The organism is Streptomyces rubradiris, assembly GCF_016860525.1.
In the GTDB taxonomy this organism is placed as follows: Bacteria; Actinomycetota; Actinomycetes; order Streptomycetales; family Streptomycetaceae; genus Streptomyces; species Streptomyces rubradiris.
This window is the reverse complement of the sequence record NZ_BNEA01000015.1, coordinates 3,789,962-3,808,268: the sequence shown is the minus strand read 5'-3', so window position 1 is coordinate 3,808,268 and position 18,307 is coordinate 3,789,962. Positions and strand designations below refer to the sequence as shown.

Here is an 18,307-nt window from a genome sequence, read left to right as displayed (position 1 = left end):
AGCTGAGAGGTTGGAGCATGCCGGACGACGCCGCAGCAGCCCGCGCCGCCGCCGAAGAGGAGTCGGCCTTCTCGCACCCGCCGGTCGACCCCGATGCCACGGCCGCGTACGGCGACCTCCCCGACCAGGTGATCGACTTCTACGTCCCCCGCCCCGGCCCGGACGCCACCGCCCCCGCGGCCCACGCCCCGCTGGTCGTCCTCCTGCACGGCGGTGCCTGGCGAGCGCGCTACGACCGCCGTCATGTCACCCCGTTCGCGGCCTATTTGGCCCGTAGGGGGTTCGTGGTGGCCAACGTCGAGTACCGCAGGGGCGGCGAGGAAGGCGGGGAGGGGGTGGGCGGTGCCGGTGGTGGTGCTGCCGGTGCGGCCGGTGAGGGGAGCGCGGGGAGCGTGCCTCCCGCCGGCCGCTGGCCCGACACGTTCGACGATGTCGCGGCGGCCCTGGACGCCCTGCCCGCGCTGGCCGGCGAGGTGGTTCCGCAGGCGGACACCGGCCGTACGGTGCTGACCGGGCACTCGGCGGGCGGCCACCTGGCGCTGTGGGCGGCGGCCCGGCATGTGCTCCCGGCGGACGCGCCATGGCGTACCGACCGCCCGGCGCCGCTGCGCGGTGTCGTCGCGCTGGCGCCGATCGCGGACTTCCAGGTGGCGGAGAAGCTGGAGGTGTGCGACCACGCGGCGCGGCAACTGCTGGGTGGGCAGGGGGTGTTCGCCGAGCGCTGCCGGTACGCGGATCCGGCGCGGCTGCTGCCGACGGGTATCGCCACGACGCTGGTGCAGGGGCGGGCCGATGTCACGGTGCCGCATCAGGTGGCCGAGTCGTACGCGGACGCGGCGGCGAAGGCGGGGGAGGTGGTCGGGCTGACGCTGCTGGAGGACGTGGGCCACTTCCCGCTGATCGACCCGGCGGCGGACGCCTGCGCGGTGGTGGCGGAGGAGATCGCCCAACTGGCCTGGTGATACCCGTAGTACCTGAGAGCTACGCGCCACAACAGCTCCCTGGCGGGACGCCGACGACACCCCCCGATCCGTAATTTCCTTCCCAGTCAAGCCCGACGGCCGGGCGACCGGAAAGGAAGCCACCATGGGGGCCCACCCGCGACCCACGACGCTCCCGCAGCTGCCGACGGTGGTGGCGCCGTACGAGGGTGTCCCGCGTCCGGTGTCCATTGCCGCGGGGTCGGTGCGTGGGGAGGGCGAGCCCGCGTTGTTGCCGCGGCCGCCGGTGGTGATGGGGCCCCATGAGGGCGTTCCGCGCCCGGCACCGACCCCCGCACGGTCGGCGCGGCCGGAGGACAAGCCCACGACGCGCCCGCAGCCGCCGACGGCGAATGCTCGTCATGGGGGTCACCCGCATCCGACGACGATTGCCGCGCGAGTGGTCCGGATGGGTACCTCTCCCGCGGCGCACCCGCAGCCGCCGACGGCGAACGCCCCCCATGGGGGCCACCCGCACCCGCACCGTAACCCCCACCGGCACCCCCAGCCCCTCCGCCGTGCCCTTCTCCGTCTCCTGCTCCCCGCCCTCCTGACCGCCGCCATAGTCCTCCCCCTCGCAGGCGCGGCCCGCCCCACCGTTCCCGCTCCGCCCCCCGCGGCCCTCACCACCCCCCTCACCCCCGCCGCCCTCCCCGCCGCCTACGAGGCGAACCGGAAGAACGCCGGCGAGGCCGCCCGCATGGCCGCCGCGCACGGTGATACCCACCGCGCCGCGGCCGACCGTGCCCTCGCCGCCCCCTCCCGTCACCTCCTCGCTTTCGACGGCCGGGGAAACGGACAAGTCACGGAGGTCATGGGCGACTTGGCCCACGCCCGTCACATCGCCGTACTGGTCCCCGGCTCGGACACCACCCTCGACACCTACCCCCGCTTCCACCGCGCCGCCGCGTCCCTGTACGCGGCCCTCACCCACCGCCCCGGTGAAAGCCGTACGCCCGGAAACGCGGTCGCCGTCATAGCCTGGCTCGGCTACGAGACCCCGGCCACGGTCAGCACCACCGTCACCACGACCGCCCGCGCCGACGAAGCCGCCCCGCGCCTGCGCGCCTTCGTCCGCGACCTGCGCACCGCCGCGCCCGCCGGCGCCCACCTCACCCTCCTGTGCCACTCCTACGGCTCCGTGGTCTGCGGCCGGGCCGCCCCCGGCCTCGCCGCCGACGACATCGCCCTGATCGGCAGCCCCGGCACCGGCGCCGGCTCGGCCACCGCCCTGCACACCCGCGCCCGCGTCTGGGCGGCCCGCGGCGCCGCCGACTGGGTGGCGCACGTCCCCCACGTCCGGACCGGCCTGCTCGGCACCGGCGTCACCGTCGGCTTCGGCACCGACCCCGTCTCCGCCGCCTTCGGCGCCCGGGTCTTCGACGCGGCCGGCGCCGACCACAGCGGCTACTTCACCCCGGGCTCGGCCTCGCTCGCCAACCTGGCCCGGATCGCCCTCGGCGAGACCTCGGAGGTGACCCGTGCCTGAGCAGACCCCCGGGGCCCACGCTCCGCGCCGCCCCCTGGACGCCCTTCGCCGGCGCACCCGCGTCCCGGCCGCCTTCGGCCCGGCCGCCTTCGGCCTCGCCACCCTCCGCCGGGGCGCCCGGCGCCTGGACGCCGCCACTCCCGCCTCCCGGGACCGCGCGGTCGACGCGCTACGGGCCCTCGCGATCCTCGGTGTCGTCCTCGGCCACTGGCTGGTCACCGCCCTGGTCGCACAGGACGGCGCCCTGCACACCGAGAGCCCGCTGCGCCACCAGCCCTGGCTGGCCCCGCTCTCCTGGCTGTTCCAGACCCTGGCCGTGTTCTTCCTGGTCGGCGGCCATGTGGCGACCCGCAGTCTGGCCACCGCCCAGGGCCGGGGGGACTCCTACGGTCGCTGGCTGCGCGCCCGCACGGCCCGGCTGCTCCGCCCGGTCACCGCCCTGCTGGCCCTGTGGACAGTGACCGCCGCCGCCCTGCTGCTCAGCGGCACGCCCTTGGCCACTGTCCACAGCCTGGTGAAACTCGCGCTGTCCCCGCTGTGGTTCCTGGTGGTGTTCGCCGCGCTGACGGCCGCCACCCCGCTCGTCGCCCGGCTCAACCCCCTCTGGCCGCTCGCCGTGGTCCTGCACGTGGACCTGCTCCGCTTCGGCCTGCACCTCGGCCCGTCCTGGCTCGGCTGGACCAACCTGGCCGCCGGCTGGCTGGTGCCCTACACCCTGGGCGCGGCCTGGGCCCGGGGCGAGCTGCGCAGCCGCCGTTCGGCCCGGGCCCTGCTGCTCGGCGGTACGGCGGCCACGGCGCTCCTCATCGGCTGCGCCGGCTACCCGGCGTCCATGGTCGGCGTCCCCGGCGACGCGGTCTCCAACCTGAACCCGCCGACCCTGGCGGCCGTCACGTTCGGCCTGGCCCAGTGCGGGCTGGCGCTGCTGCTGCGCGACCGGCTGCGCCGGGCGGCGGCCCGCCCCCTGGTCTGGGCGGCGGTGGCCCTGGTCAACCTCTCGGCGATGACGGTCTTCCTGTGGCACCAGACGGCGATGATGGCCACCACCGCCACCGGGCTCGCGGCCGGCCGCCTGCCCGGTCTGCACACGGCGCCCGATTCCCCGCTCTGGGTGGCGTACCGGCTGGCCTGGCTGCCCGTGTTCGCCGTGGCGCTGGCCCTGTGCCTGGCGGCCTTCCGCCACCGCGAGCGGGGCCCGCGCCGCACGCGCCGCCGTTCGTCCCGGATCGTCCACCGCCATCTGCCGCCGACGAAGTCCCCGCACCATGCCTAAGGTTGACCCCGTGCAGCCCGAGGACCCCACCACCCCCGCCGAGGGCCCTCGTACCCCGCCCCGCACCACCGCCCTCCTGCGGGTCTGGCTGGGCGAGGCCCCCGTCCGTCACTCGCCCCCCTACTCCCGGTACCGCTGGGCCCGCCTGCTCACCTACTTCCTGCTCGGCTGGATCGCGCTGGCCATCGCCGTGGGCGGCGGCGCCGAGGTCTCCGACTCCTACGGCATCGCCTTCCCCCTCGCCCTCACCACCACCGCCCTCCAGGCCGCCGCCCTCCTCCTGGCCGGCTGGCGCCCGCTGCCCGCCTGGGCGCTGTCCCTGACCGCCGCCACCGCCACCGCCCTGCTCGCCCGCCCCCACCTCGCCGCCCTCCCGCCCGACGGCCCCGGCACCAACTGGCCCTGGACCACGCCCACGGTGATCGCCCACATGGCGGTCTTCCTGCTGCTCGCCCTGCGTGTCCGGCTGGGTGGTGTGGTGGCCGCGCTCGCCGTGACCACGGCGGTGACCTGGGTTGTCCAGGGCGGCCTGGCGGCGGGCCACTACTCCGGCACCGGCACGCTGACGGTGGCCCTGTGCGCCGTCATGGCCGTCACCGGCGCCGCCCTGCGCAGCCGTCAGGAGGCCCGTAGCGAACTGGTCCAGCAGACGACGATCAGCGTGGAGGAGCGGGCCCGCCGCACCCTGCTGGAGGAGCGCAGCCGGATCGCCCGGGAGCTGCACGACGTGGTCGCCCACCACATGTCGGTGATCTCCATCCAGGCCCAGGTCGCCCCGCACCTGGTGGAGAACCCCTCCCCGGAGCTGCTGGAGAACCTCTCCGGCATCCGCGCCAACGCGCTGGAGGCGCTGACCGAGCTGCGCCGGGTCCTCGGGGTGCTGCGGTCCGAGCACCCCGAGAACCCCGAGGACCCCTACGGGCTGGGTGCCCCCGGCACCGGAGCGGCCCCGGACGCCCCCCAGCCCACGCTGGACCGGCTCGGCGCGCTGATCGAGAACACCCGCGCGGCGGGACTGGACGTGACCGCCGAGGTCGTGGGCGGCGCACGGCCCTACGCGCCGGGCGTTGAGCTGTCGGCGTACCGGATCGTGCAGGAGGCGCTGAGCAACGCCCTGCGGCACGCGCCCGGGTCCCGGGTGCGGGTCGAGGTCGGGCACCTCCCGGACGGTCTGCGGCTGAAGGTGGACAACTCCCCGCCCCGGCACCCCGTCCCGCCGTCCCCGGGCGCCGGTCACGGGCTGCTCGGCATGCGGGAGCGCGTGGCCATGCTCGGCGGCCGTCTCGTGGCGGGCGGCACCGAGGGCGGCGGCTTCAGCGTCACGGCCTTCCTCCCCGGGGACGTCCCGGACCCGCCCGACCAGCGCCCGACAGGAGAACAGACCCCATGACGAGCGGTACCGGCAGCATTCGTGTCCTGATCGCCGACGACCAGCAGATGGTCCGGCAGGGCTTCACCGTGCTGCTCAACGCCCAGAGCGACATCGAGGTGATCGGGCAGGCGGTGGACGGCCGGGACGCGATCGCCCGGACCGCCGAGCTGTCCCCGGACGTGGTGCTGATGGACATCCGGATGCCGGAGCTGGGCGGCATCGAGGCGACCCGCCGCATCACCGAGGACCACCCCGGCGTACGGGTGCTGGTGCTGACGACGTTCGACCTGGACGAGTACGTGTACGACGCGCTGCGGGCGGGCGCCTCCGGCTTCCTGCTCAAGGACGCCTCCGCGGACCAGCTGGCCGAGGCGGTCCGGGTCGTGGCCGCGGGCGACGCCCTGCTGGCCCCCGGCATCACCCGGCGGCTCATCGCGGAGTTCTCCCGCCTGGACGGCGGCGGCCGGACCCCGCTCAGACGGCGCGTCGGCGAGCTGACCGAGCGGGAGACGGAGGTGCTGGCGCTGATCGCGCAGGGCCTGTCGAACGCGGAGATCGCCGAGCGGCTGGTCGTGGCCGAGCAGACCGTGAAGACGCATGTGGGCCGAATCCTGGTGAAGCTGGGCCTGCGCGACCGTACGCAGGCCGCGGTCTACGCCTACGAGTCCGGAGTGCCTACGAGTCCGGAGTGGTCCGCCCCGGCACCCGCTGACAGTCCCGGCACCCGCTGACAGCGGGCGGGACCGTGCGGAGGCCGGGCACGCGGGCTGGGCTCGGACTGAGGCTGGCCGCGCGGGCCGGGTTCGGGTGGAGGTCGGGCACACGGGCCGGGTCCGGGTGGAGGCTGGCCACGCAGGGTGGGCCCGGGTGGAGGCTGGGCACGCGGGCCGGGCCCGGGCTGAGGCTGGCCGCGCGGGCCGGGCCCGTGCGGAGGCCGGGCACGCGGGCTGGGCCCGGGCTGAGGCTGGCCACGCGGGCCGGGTCCGGGTGGAGGCTGGCCACGCGTGGCGGGACGGGCTAGCGTCCGTTCATGGCAGCCGCTGCGGACCACGTCTTCGACCCCTGGGACCCGGCGTTCGTCGCCGACCCCTACCCGGCCTACGCCGAGCTGCGCGCCCGCGGCCGGGTGATCCGGTACGAACCGAGCGACCAGTGGCTGGTGCCGCACCACGCGGACGTCTCGGCGCTGCTGCGGGACCGCCGGCTCGGCCGCACCTACCTGCACCGGTTCACGCACGAGGAGTTCGGCCGCACCCCGCCCCCGCCCGGGCACGAGCCCTTCCACACCCTCAACGACCACGGGATGCTGGACCTGGAGCCGCCGGACCACACCCGGATCCGGCGCCTGGTGGCGAAGGCGTTCACCCCGCGCACGGTGCAGCGGCTGAGGCCGTACGCGCACGCGCTGGCCGACGAGCTGGTGGCCGCCCTGGTCGGCAACGGCGGCGGCGATCTGCTGACGGACGTGGCCGAACCGCTGCCGGTCGCGGTGATCGCCGAGCTGCTCGGCATCCCCGCGGCGGACCGGCCCCTGCTGCGGCCGTGGTCGGCGGACATCTGCGGGATGTACGAGCTGAACCCGTCCGAGGAGGCGGCGGCCCGGGCGGTGCGGGCGTCGGTGGAGTTCTCCGGCTACCTCCGGGAGCTGATCGCGGCCCGCCGCGCCGAGCCCGGCGAGGACCTGGTCTCCGCCCTGATCGCCGCCCACGACGAGGGCGACCGCCTCACCGAGCAGGAACTGGTCTCCACGGCGGTGCTGCTCCTCAACGCGGGCCACGAGGCGACCGTCAACGCCACGGTGAACGGCTGGTACGCCCTGTTCCGCCACCCCGGGCAGCTCGCGGCCCTGCGCGCCGACCACTCCCTGGTGCCGTCCGCGATCGAAGAACTGCTGCGCTACGACACCCCGCTCCAGCTCTTCGAGCGCTGGGTCCTGGACGACATCGAGATCGGCGGCACCACGATCCCGAGAGGCAGCGAGGTCGCCCTGCTCTTCGGCTCCGCCAACCACGACCCGGCCGTCTTCGCCGCCCCCGGCCGCCTGGACCTCGCCCGCGCGGAGAACCCGCACATCTCCTTCGGGGCCGGCATCCACTACTGCGTCGGCGCGCCCCTGGCCCGTATCGAGCTGGCGGCCTCCCTGACGGCCCTGCTGGAGCGGGCGCCCACGCTCGCCCTCGCGGCGGAGCCGGAACGCCGCCCGAACTTCGTGATGAGGGGACTGCGGGGGCTGCGCGTGGAGCTGCGCTGAGTTCCCCACGGGAATTCAGCGCCCGGCGGGCAGGACCAGGCCCCAGGCGCCCTCCACCACCCGCCAGGTCCGCCGGCGCACCGGCCCGGACACCGCCGCGTCCGCGCGGTAGCGGAACTCCGCCCCGGTGACCGTCACCGTGTGCCCGGTGGCCAGCAGCGGGGTCGCCTCCGCGCCCAGCGACAGCGGCCGGACCTCCACCGAGGCCACCCCGGCCGCGCCCGGCGTCACCGAGACCGCCTCCACCGGCTCGTCCGTGTCGACCACCGGCCGCCCGTCGACCTCCACCCGCAGCCGGGCCGCGTGCGGGGCGGGCACGGCGGTCAGCCGGGTCGGGCGGGCGGCGAGCGTGCGGACCAGCGAGCGGTACCAGGGCCGGCCCGCGGAGAGCGGCACCGGGGAGGCGGCGCCCGCCCGCACCGGCACCGGCGGGATGCGCAGCGCGCCCAGCACCACGCCGTCGCCGTCGTCCACCAGCAGGTCCAGCCGCCGCTCCACGCCGTCCAGGACCGCCCGGGCCGCCGCCACCGCCCCGCCGGGCACCCCGAGCGACTCGGCGAGCGCCGTGTCCCCGACCGGCACCACGGACAGCGCGCATCCGGTCAGCTCCCCGCGCCGGTGCAGCAGGGTGACGGCCCGCGTCAGCGCCCGGCCGTCCCCCACCACGACCGGCCGCCGCGACCCCCTGCGGGCCAGGGCGCGGGCGAATTCCTCCGGGCCGTCCGGCAGGCACAGCTTGGCCGACGCGCCCGCGCTGAGCACGTCTTTCGCGATCCGTACGGACTCCCCGTCCGTCTGCCGTGCCGCCGGATCGATGATCACCAGCAGCTGATCGGACGTCGCGGAAGTCGCCACCTCGGTCCTGCCTCGCTTCCTCGGGTAGCATCTTTGTGCAAGAGCCCCTTGCGCTATTGCGCCAGGGGCTTCGTCTATTCCGGGGCATCCGGTCCGACGGTTGTGCGACCGACGACGGTCGCGGTGGTACGCGGCGGTGAACGTTACGCCCATGCCCCCGACCTTGGACATGCCCCGCCCGGAAGGGGTGTACGCGCGTGCCCGCACTTGTGCTGCTCGGTGCTCAGTGGGGTGACGAAGGCAAGGGAAAGGCGACGGATCTCCTCGGTGGTTCCGTCGATTACGTGGTGCGTTACCAGGGTGGCAACAACGCCGGCCACACGGTCGTCGTGGGCGACCAGAAGTACGCACTGCACCTCCTCCCTTCCGGAATCCTGTCGCCCGGCTGTACGCCGGTCATCGGCAACGGTGTCGTCGTCGACCCGTCGGTCCTGCTCTCCGAGCTGAGCGGTCTGAACGAGCGTGGCGTCGACACGTCCAAGCTCCTGATCAGCGGTAACGCGCACATCATCACGCCGTACAACGTGACCGTCGACAAGGTGACGGAACGCTTCCTCGGCAAGCGCAAGATCGGTACGACCGGCCGCGGCATCGGCCCGACCTACGCGGACAAGATCAACCGCGTGGGCATCCGGGTCCAGGACCTGTACGACGAGTCGATCCTCCAGCAGAAGGTGGAGGCGGCCCTCGACGTCAAGAACCAGATCCTGACGAAGCTGTACAACCGGCGCGCGATCGCCGCGGACCAGGTGGTCGAGGAGCTGCTGGGCTACGCCGAGCAGATCCGGCCGTACGTCGCCGACACGGTGCTGGTCCTGAACCAGGCCCTGGAGGACGACAAGGTCGTGCTCTTCGAGGGCGGCCAGGGCACGCTGCTGGACATCGACCACGGCACGTACCCCTTCGTCACCTCCTCGAACCCGACCGCGGGCGGCGCCTGCACGGGCGCGGGCGTGGGCCCGACGAAGATCAGCCGGGTGATCGGCATCCTGAAGGCCTACACGACCCGTGTCGGCGCGGGCCCGTTCCCGACGGAGCTGTTCGACGAGGACGGCGAGGCGCTGCGCCGCATCGGCGGCGAGCGGGGCGTCACCACCGGCCGGGACCGCCGCTGCGGCTGGTTCGACGCGGTCATCGCCCGCTACGCCACCCGCGTCAACGGCCTGACCGACTTCTTCCTCACCAAGCTGGACGTCCTCACCGGCTGGGAGCAGATCCCGGTCTGCGTCGCCTACGAGATCGACGGCAAGCGGGTCGAGGAGCTGCCCTACTCGCAGACCGACTTCCACCACGCGAAGCCCGTCTACGAGATGCTGCCGGGCTGGTCCGAGGACATCAGCAAGGCGAAGACGTTCTCCGACCTGCCGAAGAACGCCCAGGCGTACGTCAAGGCCCTGGAGGAGATGTCCGGCGCCCCGATCTCCGCGATCGGCGTGGGCCCGGGCCGCGACGAGACGATCGAGATCAACTCGTTCCTGTAGGCCGAGCGCCCGCACAGGACGCCCTGCCGGGCCGGCCGGCAGGGCGTCCGCCTGTTCCCGCGCGGCCCGGCCGCGAGCCGAGCGCCCGGGGGAGCTCAACTCGCGCTCATCCCCCGGTCCGGCCACCGTGCCCGCTCGTCGTACACGGCGTTGATCCTCCGGGACGCCTTGAGGAAGGTGTGGTCGAGGACGCCGTCGTCCGGCCGGGCCGTCCGTGTGCGCGTGTTCATGGTCAGGAGCCGAGTCATCGCGCCGGGGTCCTCACCGAAGGAATAGCGGATGACGACCCCGTCCCCGTCCCTGTCCTCGGACTCCTTCTCGAAGTAGGCGAGGGACGCCATCATCACCCTCCGGTCCTCCGGGCCTGTGGCACGTCAGCTGAACACGATCATCGAACCCTGGGCCAGGGAGCGGGTCGCTGCTGCGTGGAGGCCCAGCCAGACGTGGCGTTCGCGGGCGAAGGGGCTGGGGTCGTAGGGGGCCGGGACCGCCGGTTCCTCCAGCTCCGTGGGGGCCGGGGGCGGGGCGGGGGCGGCCGGGGGGTTGGCCGGATCGATGCCGATCACGGGGGCCACGTACTGGAGTTCCCGCAGCAGGGTCTGGGAGGAGCCCAAGGGGCCGCCGCCCGCGAGGAGTTCGTCGTTGGACAGCGGGTGCGGGAAGTCCACGGGGACGTAGGCGCCCGCGTGGTCGTAGTGCCAGACCAGGTGTGACCGCTGGGCCGTCGACTCGAACATCTCCAGCAACTGCTCGTAGTCGCCACCCAGTTCGTCCACCGGTGTCACCGGCAGGCCGCAGACCTGGAGCAGGTAGGCGCGGCGCAGGAAGTGCAGGGCGTCGTAGTCGAAACCGGCGACCGGGGCGACGTCGCCGGACAGGCCGGGCATGTACTGGTACACCGGCACCGTCGGCAGACCGGCCTCGGCCAGCGCCTTGTCGTACTGCGCGAGTTCCTCGGCGAAGGGGTTGTCCGGGGTGTGGCACAACACGTCCACGAGCGGTACCAGCCACAGGTCACAGGCCAAAGAGGGCTCCTCGCATCGGCGGGCGCGCCGTCACGCGCGGCGGCGGGTGGTCAGGGAAGGGTAGTCGCTGCGGCCCGGGGACGCTCCCCCGCGGGGCCCGTATCGGTCGTCTACCCGCCCGCCAGGCGTTCCAGCAGCGCCAGCGAGTGCGCGCTCGCGTCGGCGACGATCGCGCGGGCCGTCTCCGCCTCGCGCCGGGCGAGCGCGTCGACCAGTTCGGTGTGCCGGTCCCAGAGCCGGCCGCGCAGCTCCGGCAGGCGCAGCAGGTACTGCACCGCGCACACCCAGGACTGCACGCGCAGCCGGTGCAGGAAGTCGCCGAGGTAGGGGTTGCCGAACAGGGCGCTCAACTCGCGCCAGAAGCGCAGGTCGTAGCCGATGAGGACGGTCAGGTCGCCGGCCGTGGCCGCCCGCTGGGCCTCCTCGCCGCGGCGCCGCACGGTGCTCAGGGCGGCGCCCGTGCGGGGGTCCTCCGGCGGGGTGCGGAAGGCGGGGTGGTCCGCGGTGAGCGCCCGGAACATGCCGTCGGTGACCAGGCCGCGGGCCTCGATCATGTGCCGGTAGTCGCCGACCGAGTACTCGGGCACCCGGAAGCCGCGGTGCTGGTCGGCCTCCAGGATGCCCTGCGCGGACAGGTCGACCAGCGCCTCGCGGACCGGTGTGGCGGAGACGCCGTACTGGTCGGCTATCTCCTTGACGGTGAACGCCCGGCCCGGGCGCAGCCGTCCCCCCAGCACCTCGTCACGGAGCGCGTCCGCGATCTGCTGGCGCAGGGTGCTGCGCGTCACGGGGCCGTTGCCGGGCATGCTCCGTGCCTCTCCTCACACGTCCGGATGCGGTGCTCGTGAGGACCCGCGACAGCCGCGGGTCCCTCTTCCCTTACGAGCACGTCACCTTACGCGTTCGAACAGGTGTTGCGGCAGTTACGGTCACACGGTGTGTTCGTCGGCGACGGTCAGCGCGGCGTCGAGCGCGGCCAGGCCCTCCTTCAGTTCGGCCTCGGTCGCGGTGCACGGCGGGGCGACGTGGGTGCGGTTCATGTTCACGAACGGCCACAGGCCGTGCCGCTTGGCGGCGGCGGTGAAGGCGGCCATGGGGGCGTTCGCCTCGCCGGTCGCGTTGTACGGCACCAGCGGCTCGCGGGTCTCCCGGCTGCGCACCAGCTCCAGTGCCCAGAACATGCCGACGCCGCGCACCTCGCCGACGCTCGGGTGGCGGGCGGCCAGCTCGGCCAGGCCGGGGCCGACGACGCTCTCGCCGAGCCGCCTGGCGTTGTCCACGACGCCCTCCTCCGCCATCACGTTGATCGTGGCGACGGCGGCGGCGCAGGCCAGCGGGTGCCCGGAGTAGGTGAGGCCGCCGGGGTAGGGGCGCTTGCCGAAGGTCTCGGCGATCTGCGCCGAGATGGCGACACCGCCGAGGGGCACGTAACCCGAGTTCACCCCCTTGGCGAAGGTCATCAGGTCGGGGACGACACCGAACAGGTCGGCCGCGAACCACTCGCCGGTCCGGCCGAAGCCGGCCATGACCTCGTCCAGGATGAAGACGATCCCGTACTTGTCGCACAGCTCGCGCACGCCGGCCAGATAGCCGGGCGGCGGCACCATGATCCCGGCGGTGCCCGGGATGGTCTCCAGGATGATCGCGGCGATGGTCCCCGGGCCCTCGAAGGCGATCGTCGTCTCCAGGTGCTCCAGCGCCCGGGCGCACTCCTGCTCCTCGGTCTCGGAGTAGAAGCGGGAGCGGTAGAGGAACGGTGCCCAGAACCGGGCGACCCCGTTCGAGCCGCTGTCGTTCGCCCAGCGGCGCGGGTCACCGGTGATGTTCACCGCCTGCTGGGTGCCGCCGTGGTACGAGCGGTAGGCCGAGAGCACCTTCGGGCGGCCGGTGTGCAGCCGGGCCATGCGCACCGCGTGCTCCACGGCGTCCGCGCCGCCGTTGGTGAAGAAGATCTTGTCCAGGTCGCCGGGGGTCCGCTCGGCGATCAGCCGGGCCGCCTCCGAGCGGGCCTCGACGGCGAACGCGGGCGCGAAGGTGGTCAGCTTCGCGGCCTGCTCCTGGATCGCCGCGACGACCTTGGGGTGCTGGTAGCCGATGTTGGTGAAGACGAGCCCGCTGGTGAAGTCCAGGTAGCGGGTGCCGTCGTAGTCCCAGAAGTACGACCCCTCGGCGCCGGCGACGGCGAGCGGGTCGATGAGGTCCTGCGCGGACCAGGAGTGGAAGACGTGCGCGCGGTCGGCGGCCTTCACTGCGGCGCCGGCTTCGGGGCTGGGCTGAGGGGTCATGCCGGTGAGGGTAAATGTCCGCGATGCGGAAGGCATATCGGCGTCTTGTTCCGTGGACGGGGGGAATCCGCGACAGGTTGTCGACGGGCGGGGCTTCGGGCGGAGGTGGCGCGTTTCCGGTGGCGTCCGGTGTGGCCGGTTCCCGGCGCGGCCGGCCCCTGTTACGGAACCGTGGAACCGGTACCGGACCCGGTGCCGTACCGGCGCACTATTGTCGGGCGTTGCAGACCTATGGGGGGAGGCGGCGCGGGGATGGAGAAGCTGGGACCGGGGGATCCGCCGGCGATCGGGGCCTACCGGTTGCTGGCACGGCTCGGCGCGGGCGGCATGGGACAGGTCTACCTGGCCCGGTCGGACCGGGGCCGGACCGTCGCCGTGAAGCTGGTCCGCGCGGAGCTGGCCGAGCGGGAGGAGTTCCGGGCGCGGTTCCGGCAGGAGGTGCACGCCGCGCGCCGGGTCGGCGGGTACTGGACCGCGCCGGTGCTGGACGCGGACACCGAGGCGGACGTGCCGTGGGTGGCGACCGGGTACGTGGCCGGGCCGAGCCTGCAACAGGTCGTCGGGCACGACCACGGGGCGCTGCCCGAGCGGTCGGTACGGATCCTGGCGGCGGGGCTCGCGCAGGCGCTGGCGGACATCCACGCGGCCGGGCTCGTGCACCGGGACCTCAAGCCGTCGAACGTGCTGGTCACCATCGACGGGCCGCGCGTGATCGACTTCGGGATCGCGCGGGCGCTGGAGACGACGGCGCCGGGCGAGGAGGGGCTCACCCGCACCGGGGCGCTGGTCGGGTCGCCCGGGTTCATGGCGCCCGAGCAGGTGCGCGGCGACCGGATCACGCCCGCGTCCGACGTGTTCTGCCTCGGCTCCGTGCTCGCCTACGCGGCCACCGGGTCGCTGCCCTTCGGGACCGCCGACAGCGGGGTCCACGCGCTGATGTTCCGCATCGCCCAGGAGGAGCCGGACCTGACCGGGGTCCCGGAGGGGATCGCCGACCTCGTACGGGACTGCCTGCGCAAGGACCCGGCGAGCCGGCCCTCGCCGGCGGAGATCCTGGAGCGCACCGGGATGGAGGACACGGTGACCGGGGGCCGCTCCCGCGATCCCTGGCTGCCCAGCGCCCTCGTGGCCCAGCTCGGCCGGCACGCCGTGCGGCTGCTGGAGGCGGAGAACCCGGAGGGCGCCGGGGGAGCGCCGGCGCCGGGGCCGGCCGCGCACGGGAACGGAACGGCACCGCCGGCCGGCGCGGACGCGCTCGGGGGGCCCGGTGTGCCCCACGGGGCCGGTGCGTCGCAGGAGTCATGGGCGCACGGCGCCGGCGCGTCCCACGGGCCAGGGGTGCCGCAGGGGTCCGGGGTGCAGGGGTCCGGTGCCTCGTACGGGACCGGTGTGTCTCAGGGGCCTGGTGCCTCGTACGGGACCGGTGTGTCTCAGGGGCCTGGTGCCTCGTACGGGACCGGTGTGCCTCACGGGCCCGGTGCCCCGGAGGGGCCCGGTGTGCCCCACGGCGCCGGGGTGTCCTTCATGGCGGCCAACGGGTCCCCCGAGCACGCCCCCGTCTCCGACGGCGGAGCCCCCGAGCCCGTCGACCACCAGCCCGCCGCTCCCACCCCCCGGGTTCCGCCGCCGCCCACCGCACCTCCGGCACCGCACGGCTTCGGCCCGGCGTACGGTGCTCCGCCACCGCGGTCGTACCCGCAGCCGCAGCAGCACCCCACCGGCTACGGCTATCCGCAGCAACCCGGCGCCGGTGCCGGTGCCTGGGGCTACGGCCCGTACGCCGGCGGACCCGGCGCCACACCGCCGTACGGTTCCCCGGACCCCGCCGTGCCGGAGGAGCCGGAGCGGCGCAGCGGCCGGTCCACCGCGCTGCTCGTGGTCGTCGCGCTGGTCGTGGCGGTGGGTGCGGGTGGCTCGGTGTACGCGCTGATGAACAACGGCGGCACCGACGAGAAGGCCGGCGGCACCGTCGGCACGGCCCCCGCCCACCGCTCCGCGTCCCCGGACGGCCCGGCGGCGCCCCCCACCTCCGCCGCGCCCACCCCGACCGCCTCGAAAACGCCGGCCGCCGGGGCGATACCCGACGCCTACCTGGGCACCTGGCGGACCGCCATCGGCGGCGAGAGCGGCACAGGCACCCGTGAACTGACCATCCGCCAGGGCGAGGTGGGGGACACCGTGCTGACCCTGGTCGCGGACGGGCCGACCGAGGGCGGCGGCTCGTACCACTGTGTCTTCGAGGCCGAGCTGACCGCAGCACCCGGCGCGGACGGGCCGCTGCGGATCGGGCCGTCCACCGTCACCACCGGGGAACCGGCCTCCTCCTGCACCCCGGGCGAGGCCACCGAGGTCACCCTGCTGCCGGACGGCAGGCTGGAGCGGACGAAGGCGGGCGGCGGGGAGAGCCTGACGTACCGCAAGGAGTAACGACCCGTACGGCGAGGAGCGACGGCCCCGGGTGTGACCGTCAGCGGGGTTCCGGGGGGCGCTGTCTCGGCATGTTCGGGCGGCTACCGTTCGCCGGGGGCAGCGGGAAACGCGCCCCGCCCGCGGTGCCCGCCTCCTGCCGGGGCACCGTGGCCGACGCCGTCTGGACGCCCAGCGGGGTCGGGCCCGTGCGGAACTGCACCATCCAGTCGGTGGTCTCCGCGCGCACCAGCTCCGCGATGTCCTCGCAGAAGCGCCGCAGCACCGTCAGGCACCGCTCGGCCGCCTCGCTCGCCGTGCCCTCCGCGGGGCCCAGCACCTCCCGCACGCTCTCCGACGCCCAGTCGAACTGGAGGGCTTGGAGCCGCCGCTGCACCGCCTGGGCCGTGGCCACGTCCCGCATCCAGCCGGACGTGCACCCGAAGAACCGGTCGACGCCGAGGCCGGCACCCGCGAGCAGCAGCGCCAGACAGCCCCACGGCGCCACCCCGGCGGCCACCCCGGTGAGGTCCAGCAGCGGCAGCGCCGCCCCGGCCACCGCCCCGGCCGCCGCGGTGATCCGCAGCGCGCGCGCCCCGCGCCGCTTCCAGAGCCGGTCCCGCAGGTACCAGTCGGCCGTCTCCAGCCCCCGGCGCTCCACCCACCGGTACAGCTCGTCCAGCCGCTCGGCGGGTTCGCCCCAGTCCCCGAGCGGGAACGTCCGCCCGGTCAGATCGCCCGGCCGCAGCCCGGCCGCGTCCTCGCCCCGCCCGTCCTGAGTCGGACCCTCGGGCTGCATCTCCGGCTGACCCACCCGGCACTCCCTACTGATCACGACCGGTCGCGTTGCGTGACATTCCATGCCGACGCGCGGCCACCTTCCTACCGCCCAACGGATGACGGAGAGGGAGGTTTCCCCGTTTTTCCGCCCGGAAGAGGGCCTTGATCAGGTATAGGACAGCCGCCTTTCTCACCCGAAAGAGTGGCAGGGCAGGGACCGCGTGGACCACGTAGGCTCATTGACGACTGAGAAAAACGTCGGAGACGACAACGGCAACGACGACAACGACGACAACGACGATGACGACACGGAAGACGGCGAGGAGCTGATCGTGATCCCCGGTGGCCAGCCCAACATGCAGCAGTTGCTCCAGCAGGCCCAGAAGATGCAGCAGGACCTGGCGCGCGCGCAGGAGGAACTGGCGAACACCGAGGTCGACGGACAGGCGGGCGGCGGCCTGGTGACGGCCACCGTCACCGGCGCCGGTGAGCTGCGCGCGCTGAAGATCGACCCGAAGGCGGTGGACCCGGAGGACACCGAGACCCTCGCCGACCTGATCCTGGCGGCCGTCCAGGCGGCCAACCAGAACGCGCAGACGCTCCAGCAGCAGAAGCTCGGCCCGCTGGCCCAGGGCCTGGGCGGCGGCAGCGGCATTCCGGGCCTGCCGTTCTGACCCGCTCCGCCGCACCGCCTTCCGGGCGGAGGCGGAAGCCAACTACCGTACGTACCGAAAGGTCTCCAGGAAGGGCAGTCCGTTGTACGAAGGCGTGGTCCAGGACCTCATCGACGAACTGGGGCGGCTGCCCGGCGTCGGTCCCAAGAGCGCGCAGCGGATCGCCTTCCACATCCTCCAGGCGGAGCCGGTCGACGTGAAGCGGCTCGCGCACGCCCTGATGGAGGTCAAGGCGAAGGTCCGCTTCTGCGCGACCTGCGGCAACGTGGCGCAGGAGGAGCTGTGCGGCATCTGCCGCGACCCGCGCCGCGACCCCGCCGTCATCTGTGTGGTGGAGGAGCCCAAGGACGTCGTCGCGATCGAGCGCACCCGCGAGTTCCGGGGCCGCTACCACGTGCTCGGCGGCGCGATCAGCCCCATCGAGGGCGTCGGACCCGACGACCTGCGTATACGGGAACTTCTCGCGCGGTTGGCCGACGGGACGGTCACGGAGCTGATCCTGGCGACGGACCCGAATCTGGAAGGCGAGGCCACGGCCACGTACCTCGCTCGCATGATCAAGCCCATGGGCCTGAAGGTCACCCGCCTGGCCAGCGGCCTCCCGGTGGGTGGCGACCTGGAGTACGCGGACGAGGTGACCCTCGGCCGCGCCTTCGAGGGGAGACGATTGCTGGATGTCTGACGCCACGCTGCATGCCACGACGCAGAACCCGGACGACTTCGCGGTGCAGATCGCGGACCAGGTGGAGAGCTTCCTGGTGGCCGTCACGGAGGTGGCCAGGGGCGACGAGCCGGGCTCGGCGGTCCCCTTCCTCCTCCTGGAGGTCTCCCAGCTGCTGCTCGCCGGCGGCCGGCTGGGCGCCCACGAGGACTTCGTCCCCGACGAGCGCTACGAGCCCGACCCGGGCCCCGAGCCGGACGTGGACGGGCTGCGTGAGAACTTCGCCCGGCTGCTGGACCCGGTCGACGTCTACTCCGAGGTCTTCGACCCGTACGAGCCCCGCAAGGCGCCCGTGCCGGCCCGGATCTCCGACGACCTCGCCGACATCATCACCGACCTCAGGCACGGCATGGCCCACTACCGCGCGGGCCGTGCCACCGAGGCGCTGTGGTGGTGGCAGTTCTCGTACTTCTCCAACTGGGGGGCGACGGCCTCGGCGGTGCTGCGCGCCCTGCAGTCCGTCCTCATCCACGTCCGGCTGAACCAGCCGCTGGAGGAGCTGGACGGCCTGGACACCGACCAGGCCGACATCGGCGACGAGACGCTGGAGTTCGAGGCCGGCCGGGTCATGGCCCAGGAGATCGGCGCGCCGCTGGGCATCCGGCCGGTGAAGTAGCGGCCGGGCGGCCGTTTGTGAGCCGGGGCACTTTCGGAGTGGTGCGCGGCCCGCTGGGCAGGGTCGGACCTGGGCGGACGATGTCTCACCATGCGGGAG

Annotated in this window: 17 protein-coding genes; 11 read left to right on the top strand and 6 right to left on the bottom strand. The window is 74.1% G+C overall.

The genetic code is table 11. From position 1 onward, the window contains the following. Window positions 1–17 precede the first annotated feature (17 nt). From Srubr_RS30075 to Srubr_RS30050, 6 genes are all read left to right on the top strand, one after another. Window positions 18–962, top strand: coding sequence for an alpha/beta hydrolase (locus Srubr_RS30075; protein ID WP_189998952.1), 945 nt, complete (start codon window positions 18–20; stop codon window positions 960–962). Window positions 963–1,389: 427 nt separating this feature from the next. Next, window positions 1,390–2,469, top strand: a complete 1,080-nt coding sequence (locus Srubr_RS30070; protein WP_189998954.1) for an alpha/beta hydrolase — start codon at window positions 1,390–1,392, stop codon at window positions 2,467–2,469. A gap of 124 nt (window positions 2,470–2,593) precedes the next feature. Continuing rightward, window positions 2,594–3,742, top strand: coding sequence for an acyltransferase family protein (locus Srubr_RS30065; RefSeq protein ID WP_229926960.1), 1,149 nt, complete (start codon window positions 2,594–2,596; stop codon window positions 3,740–3,742). After that, a complete protein-coding gene (locus tag Srubr_RS30060; RefSeq protein WP_189998956.1) occupies window positions 3,735–5,132 on the top strand; it encodes a sensor histidine kinase in 1,398 nt (465 codons plus the stop codon). Before Srubr_RS30065 ends, Srubr_RS30060 begins: the two co-directional genes overlap by 8 nt. Continuing rightward, the gene (locus Srubr_RS30055) at window positions 5,129–5,845 is read left to right on the top strand and encodes a response regulator (protein ID WP_203855063.1); all 717 of its coding nucleotides are present in this window, start codon (window positions 5,129–5,131) and stop codon (window positions 5,843–5,845) included. Before Srubr_RS30060 ends, Srubr_RS30055 begins: the two co-directional genes overlap by 4 nt. 299 nt (window positions 5,846–6,144) lie before the next feature. Beyond that, a complete protein-coding gene (locus Srubr_RS30050) occupies window positions 6,145–7,365 on the top strand; it encodes a cytochrome P450 (RefSeq protein WP_189998959.1) in 1,221 nt (406 codons plus the stop codon). 15 nt (window positions 7,366–7,380) lie between these two features. Here the strand turns inward: Srubr_RS30050 and Srubr_RS30045 are convergent, their stop codons facing one another. Next, window positions 7,381–8,220 (bottom strand): diacylglycerol kinase family protein, encoded by an 840-nt coding sequence (locus Srubr_RS30045; protein WP_189998961.1) that lies wholly within the window; start codon window positions 8,218–8,220, stop codon window positions 7,381–7,383. 197 nt (window positions 8,221–8,417) lie between these two features. On the opposite strand from Srubr_RS30045, the gene Srubr_RS30040 reads away from it, so the two are divergent. After that, entirely contained in the window at window positions 8,418–9,701 is a 1,284-nt protein-coding gene (locus tag Srubr_RS30040; RefSeq protein ID WP_189998963.1) for an adenylosuccinate synthase, read from the top strand. 95 nt (window positions 9,702–9,796) lie between these two features. On the opposite strand, the gene Srubr_RS30035 is transcribed toward Srubr_RS30040, so the two are convergent. From Srubr_RS30035 to Srubr_RS30020, 4 genes are all read right to left on the bottom strand, one after another. Continuing rightward, window positions 9,797–10,048: a hypothetical protein gene (locus Srubr_RS30035; RefSeq protein ID WP_189998964.1), complete on the bottom strand. Its 252-nt coding sequence runs from the start codon at window positions 10,046–10,048 to the stop codon at window positions 9,797–9,799. A 27-nt stretch (window positions 10,049–10,075) separates the two neighbouring features. Next, window positions 10,076–10,726 (bottom strand): hypothetical protein, encoded by a 651-nt coding sequence (locus Srubr_RS30030; protein WP_189998967.1) that lies wholly within the window; start codon window positions 10,724–10,726, stop codon window positions 10,076–10,078. A gap of 110 nt (window positions 10,727–10,836) precedes the next feature. Then, window positions 10,837–11,532, bottom strand: coding sequence for a GntR family transcriptional regulator (locus Srubr_RS30025; RefSeq protein ID WP_189998969.1), 696 nt, complete (start codon window positions 11,530–11,532; stop codon window positions 10,837–10,839). A gap of 123 nt (window positions 11,533–11,655) precedes the next feature. After that, complete coding sequence (locus tag Srubr_RS30020; protein WP_189998970.1) at window positions 11,656–13,011, bottom strand: aspartate aminotransferase family protein; 1,356 nt, start codon at window positions 13,009–13,011, stop codon at window positions 11,656–11,658. Window positions 13,012–13,263: 252 nt separating this feature from the next. On the opposite strand from Srubr_RS30020, the gene Srubr_RS30015 reads away from it, so the two are divergent. After that, entirely contained in the window at window positions 13,264–15,438 is a 2,175-nt protein-coding gene (locus Srubr_RS30015; protein WP_189998972.1) for a serine/threonine-protein kinase, read from the top strand. 40 nt (window positions 15,439–15,478) lie between these two features. Here the strand turns inward: Srubr_RS30015 and Srubr_RS30010 are convergent, their stop codons facing one another. Beyond that, on the bottom strand, window positions 15,479–16,231 hold the full coding sequence (locus Srubr_RS30010; protein WP_189998973.1) for an SLATT domain-containing protein: 753 nt from the start codon (window positions 16,229–16,231) through the stop codon (window positions 15,479–15,481). Between the two features lie 298 nt (window positions 16,232–16,529). Between Srubr_RS30010 and Srubr_RS30005 the strand changes: the two genes are divergently transcribed. The 3 genes from Srubr_RS30005 to Srubr_RS29995 all read left to right on the top strand — a co-directional run bounded on the left by Srubr_RS30005 (window position 16,530) and on the right by Srubr_RS29995 (window position 18,208). Continuing rightward, window positions 16,530–16,871: a YbaB/EbfC family nucleoid-associated protein gene (locus Srubr_RS30005; RefSeq protein WP_189999016.1), complete on the top strand. Its 342-nt coding sequence runs from the start codon at window positions 16,530–16,532 to the stop codon at window positions 16,869–16,871. An 82-nt stretch (window positions 16,872–16,953) separates the two neighbouring features. After that, window positions 16,954–17,553 (top strand): recombination mediator RecR, encoded by a 600-nt coding sequence (gene recR / locus Srubr_RS30000; RefSeq protein WP_189998975.1) that lies wholly within the window; start codon window positions 16,954–16,956, stop codon window positions 17,551–17,553. After that, window positions 17,546–18,208 carry a DUF5063 domain-containing protein gene (locus Srubr_RS29995; protein WP_189998977.1) on the top strand — a complete coding sequence of 221 codons (663 nt, stop codon included), beginning with the start codon at window positions 17,546–17,548 and terminating at the stop codon, window positions 18,206–18,208. Before recR ends, Srubr_RS29995 begins: the two co-directional genes overlap by 8 nt. Window positions 18,209–18,307: the final 99 nt, after the last annotated feature.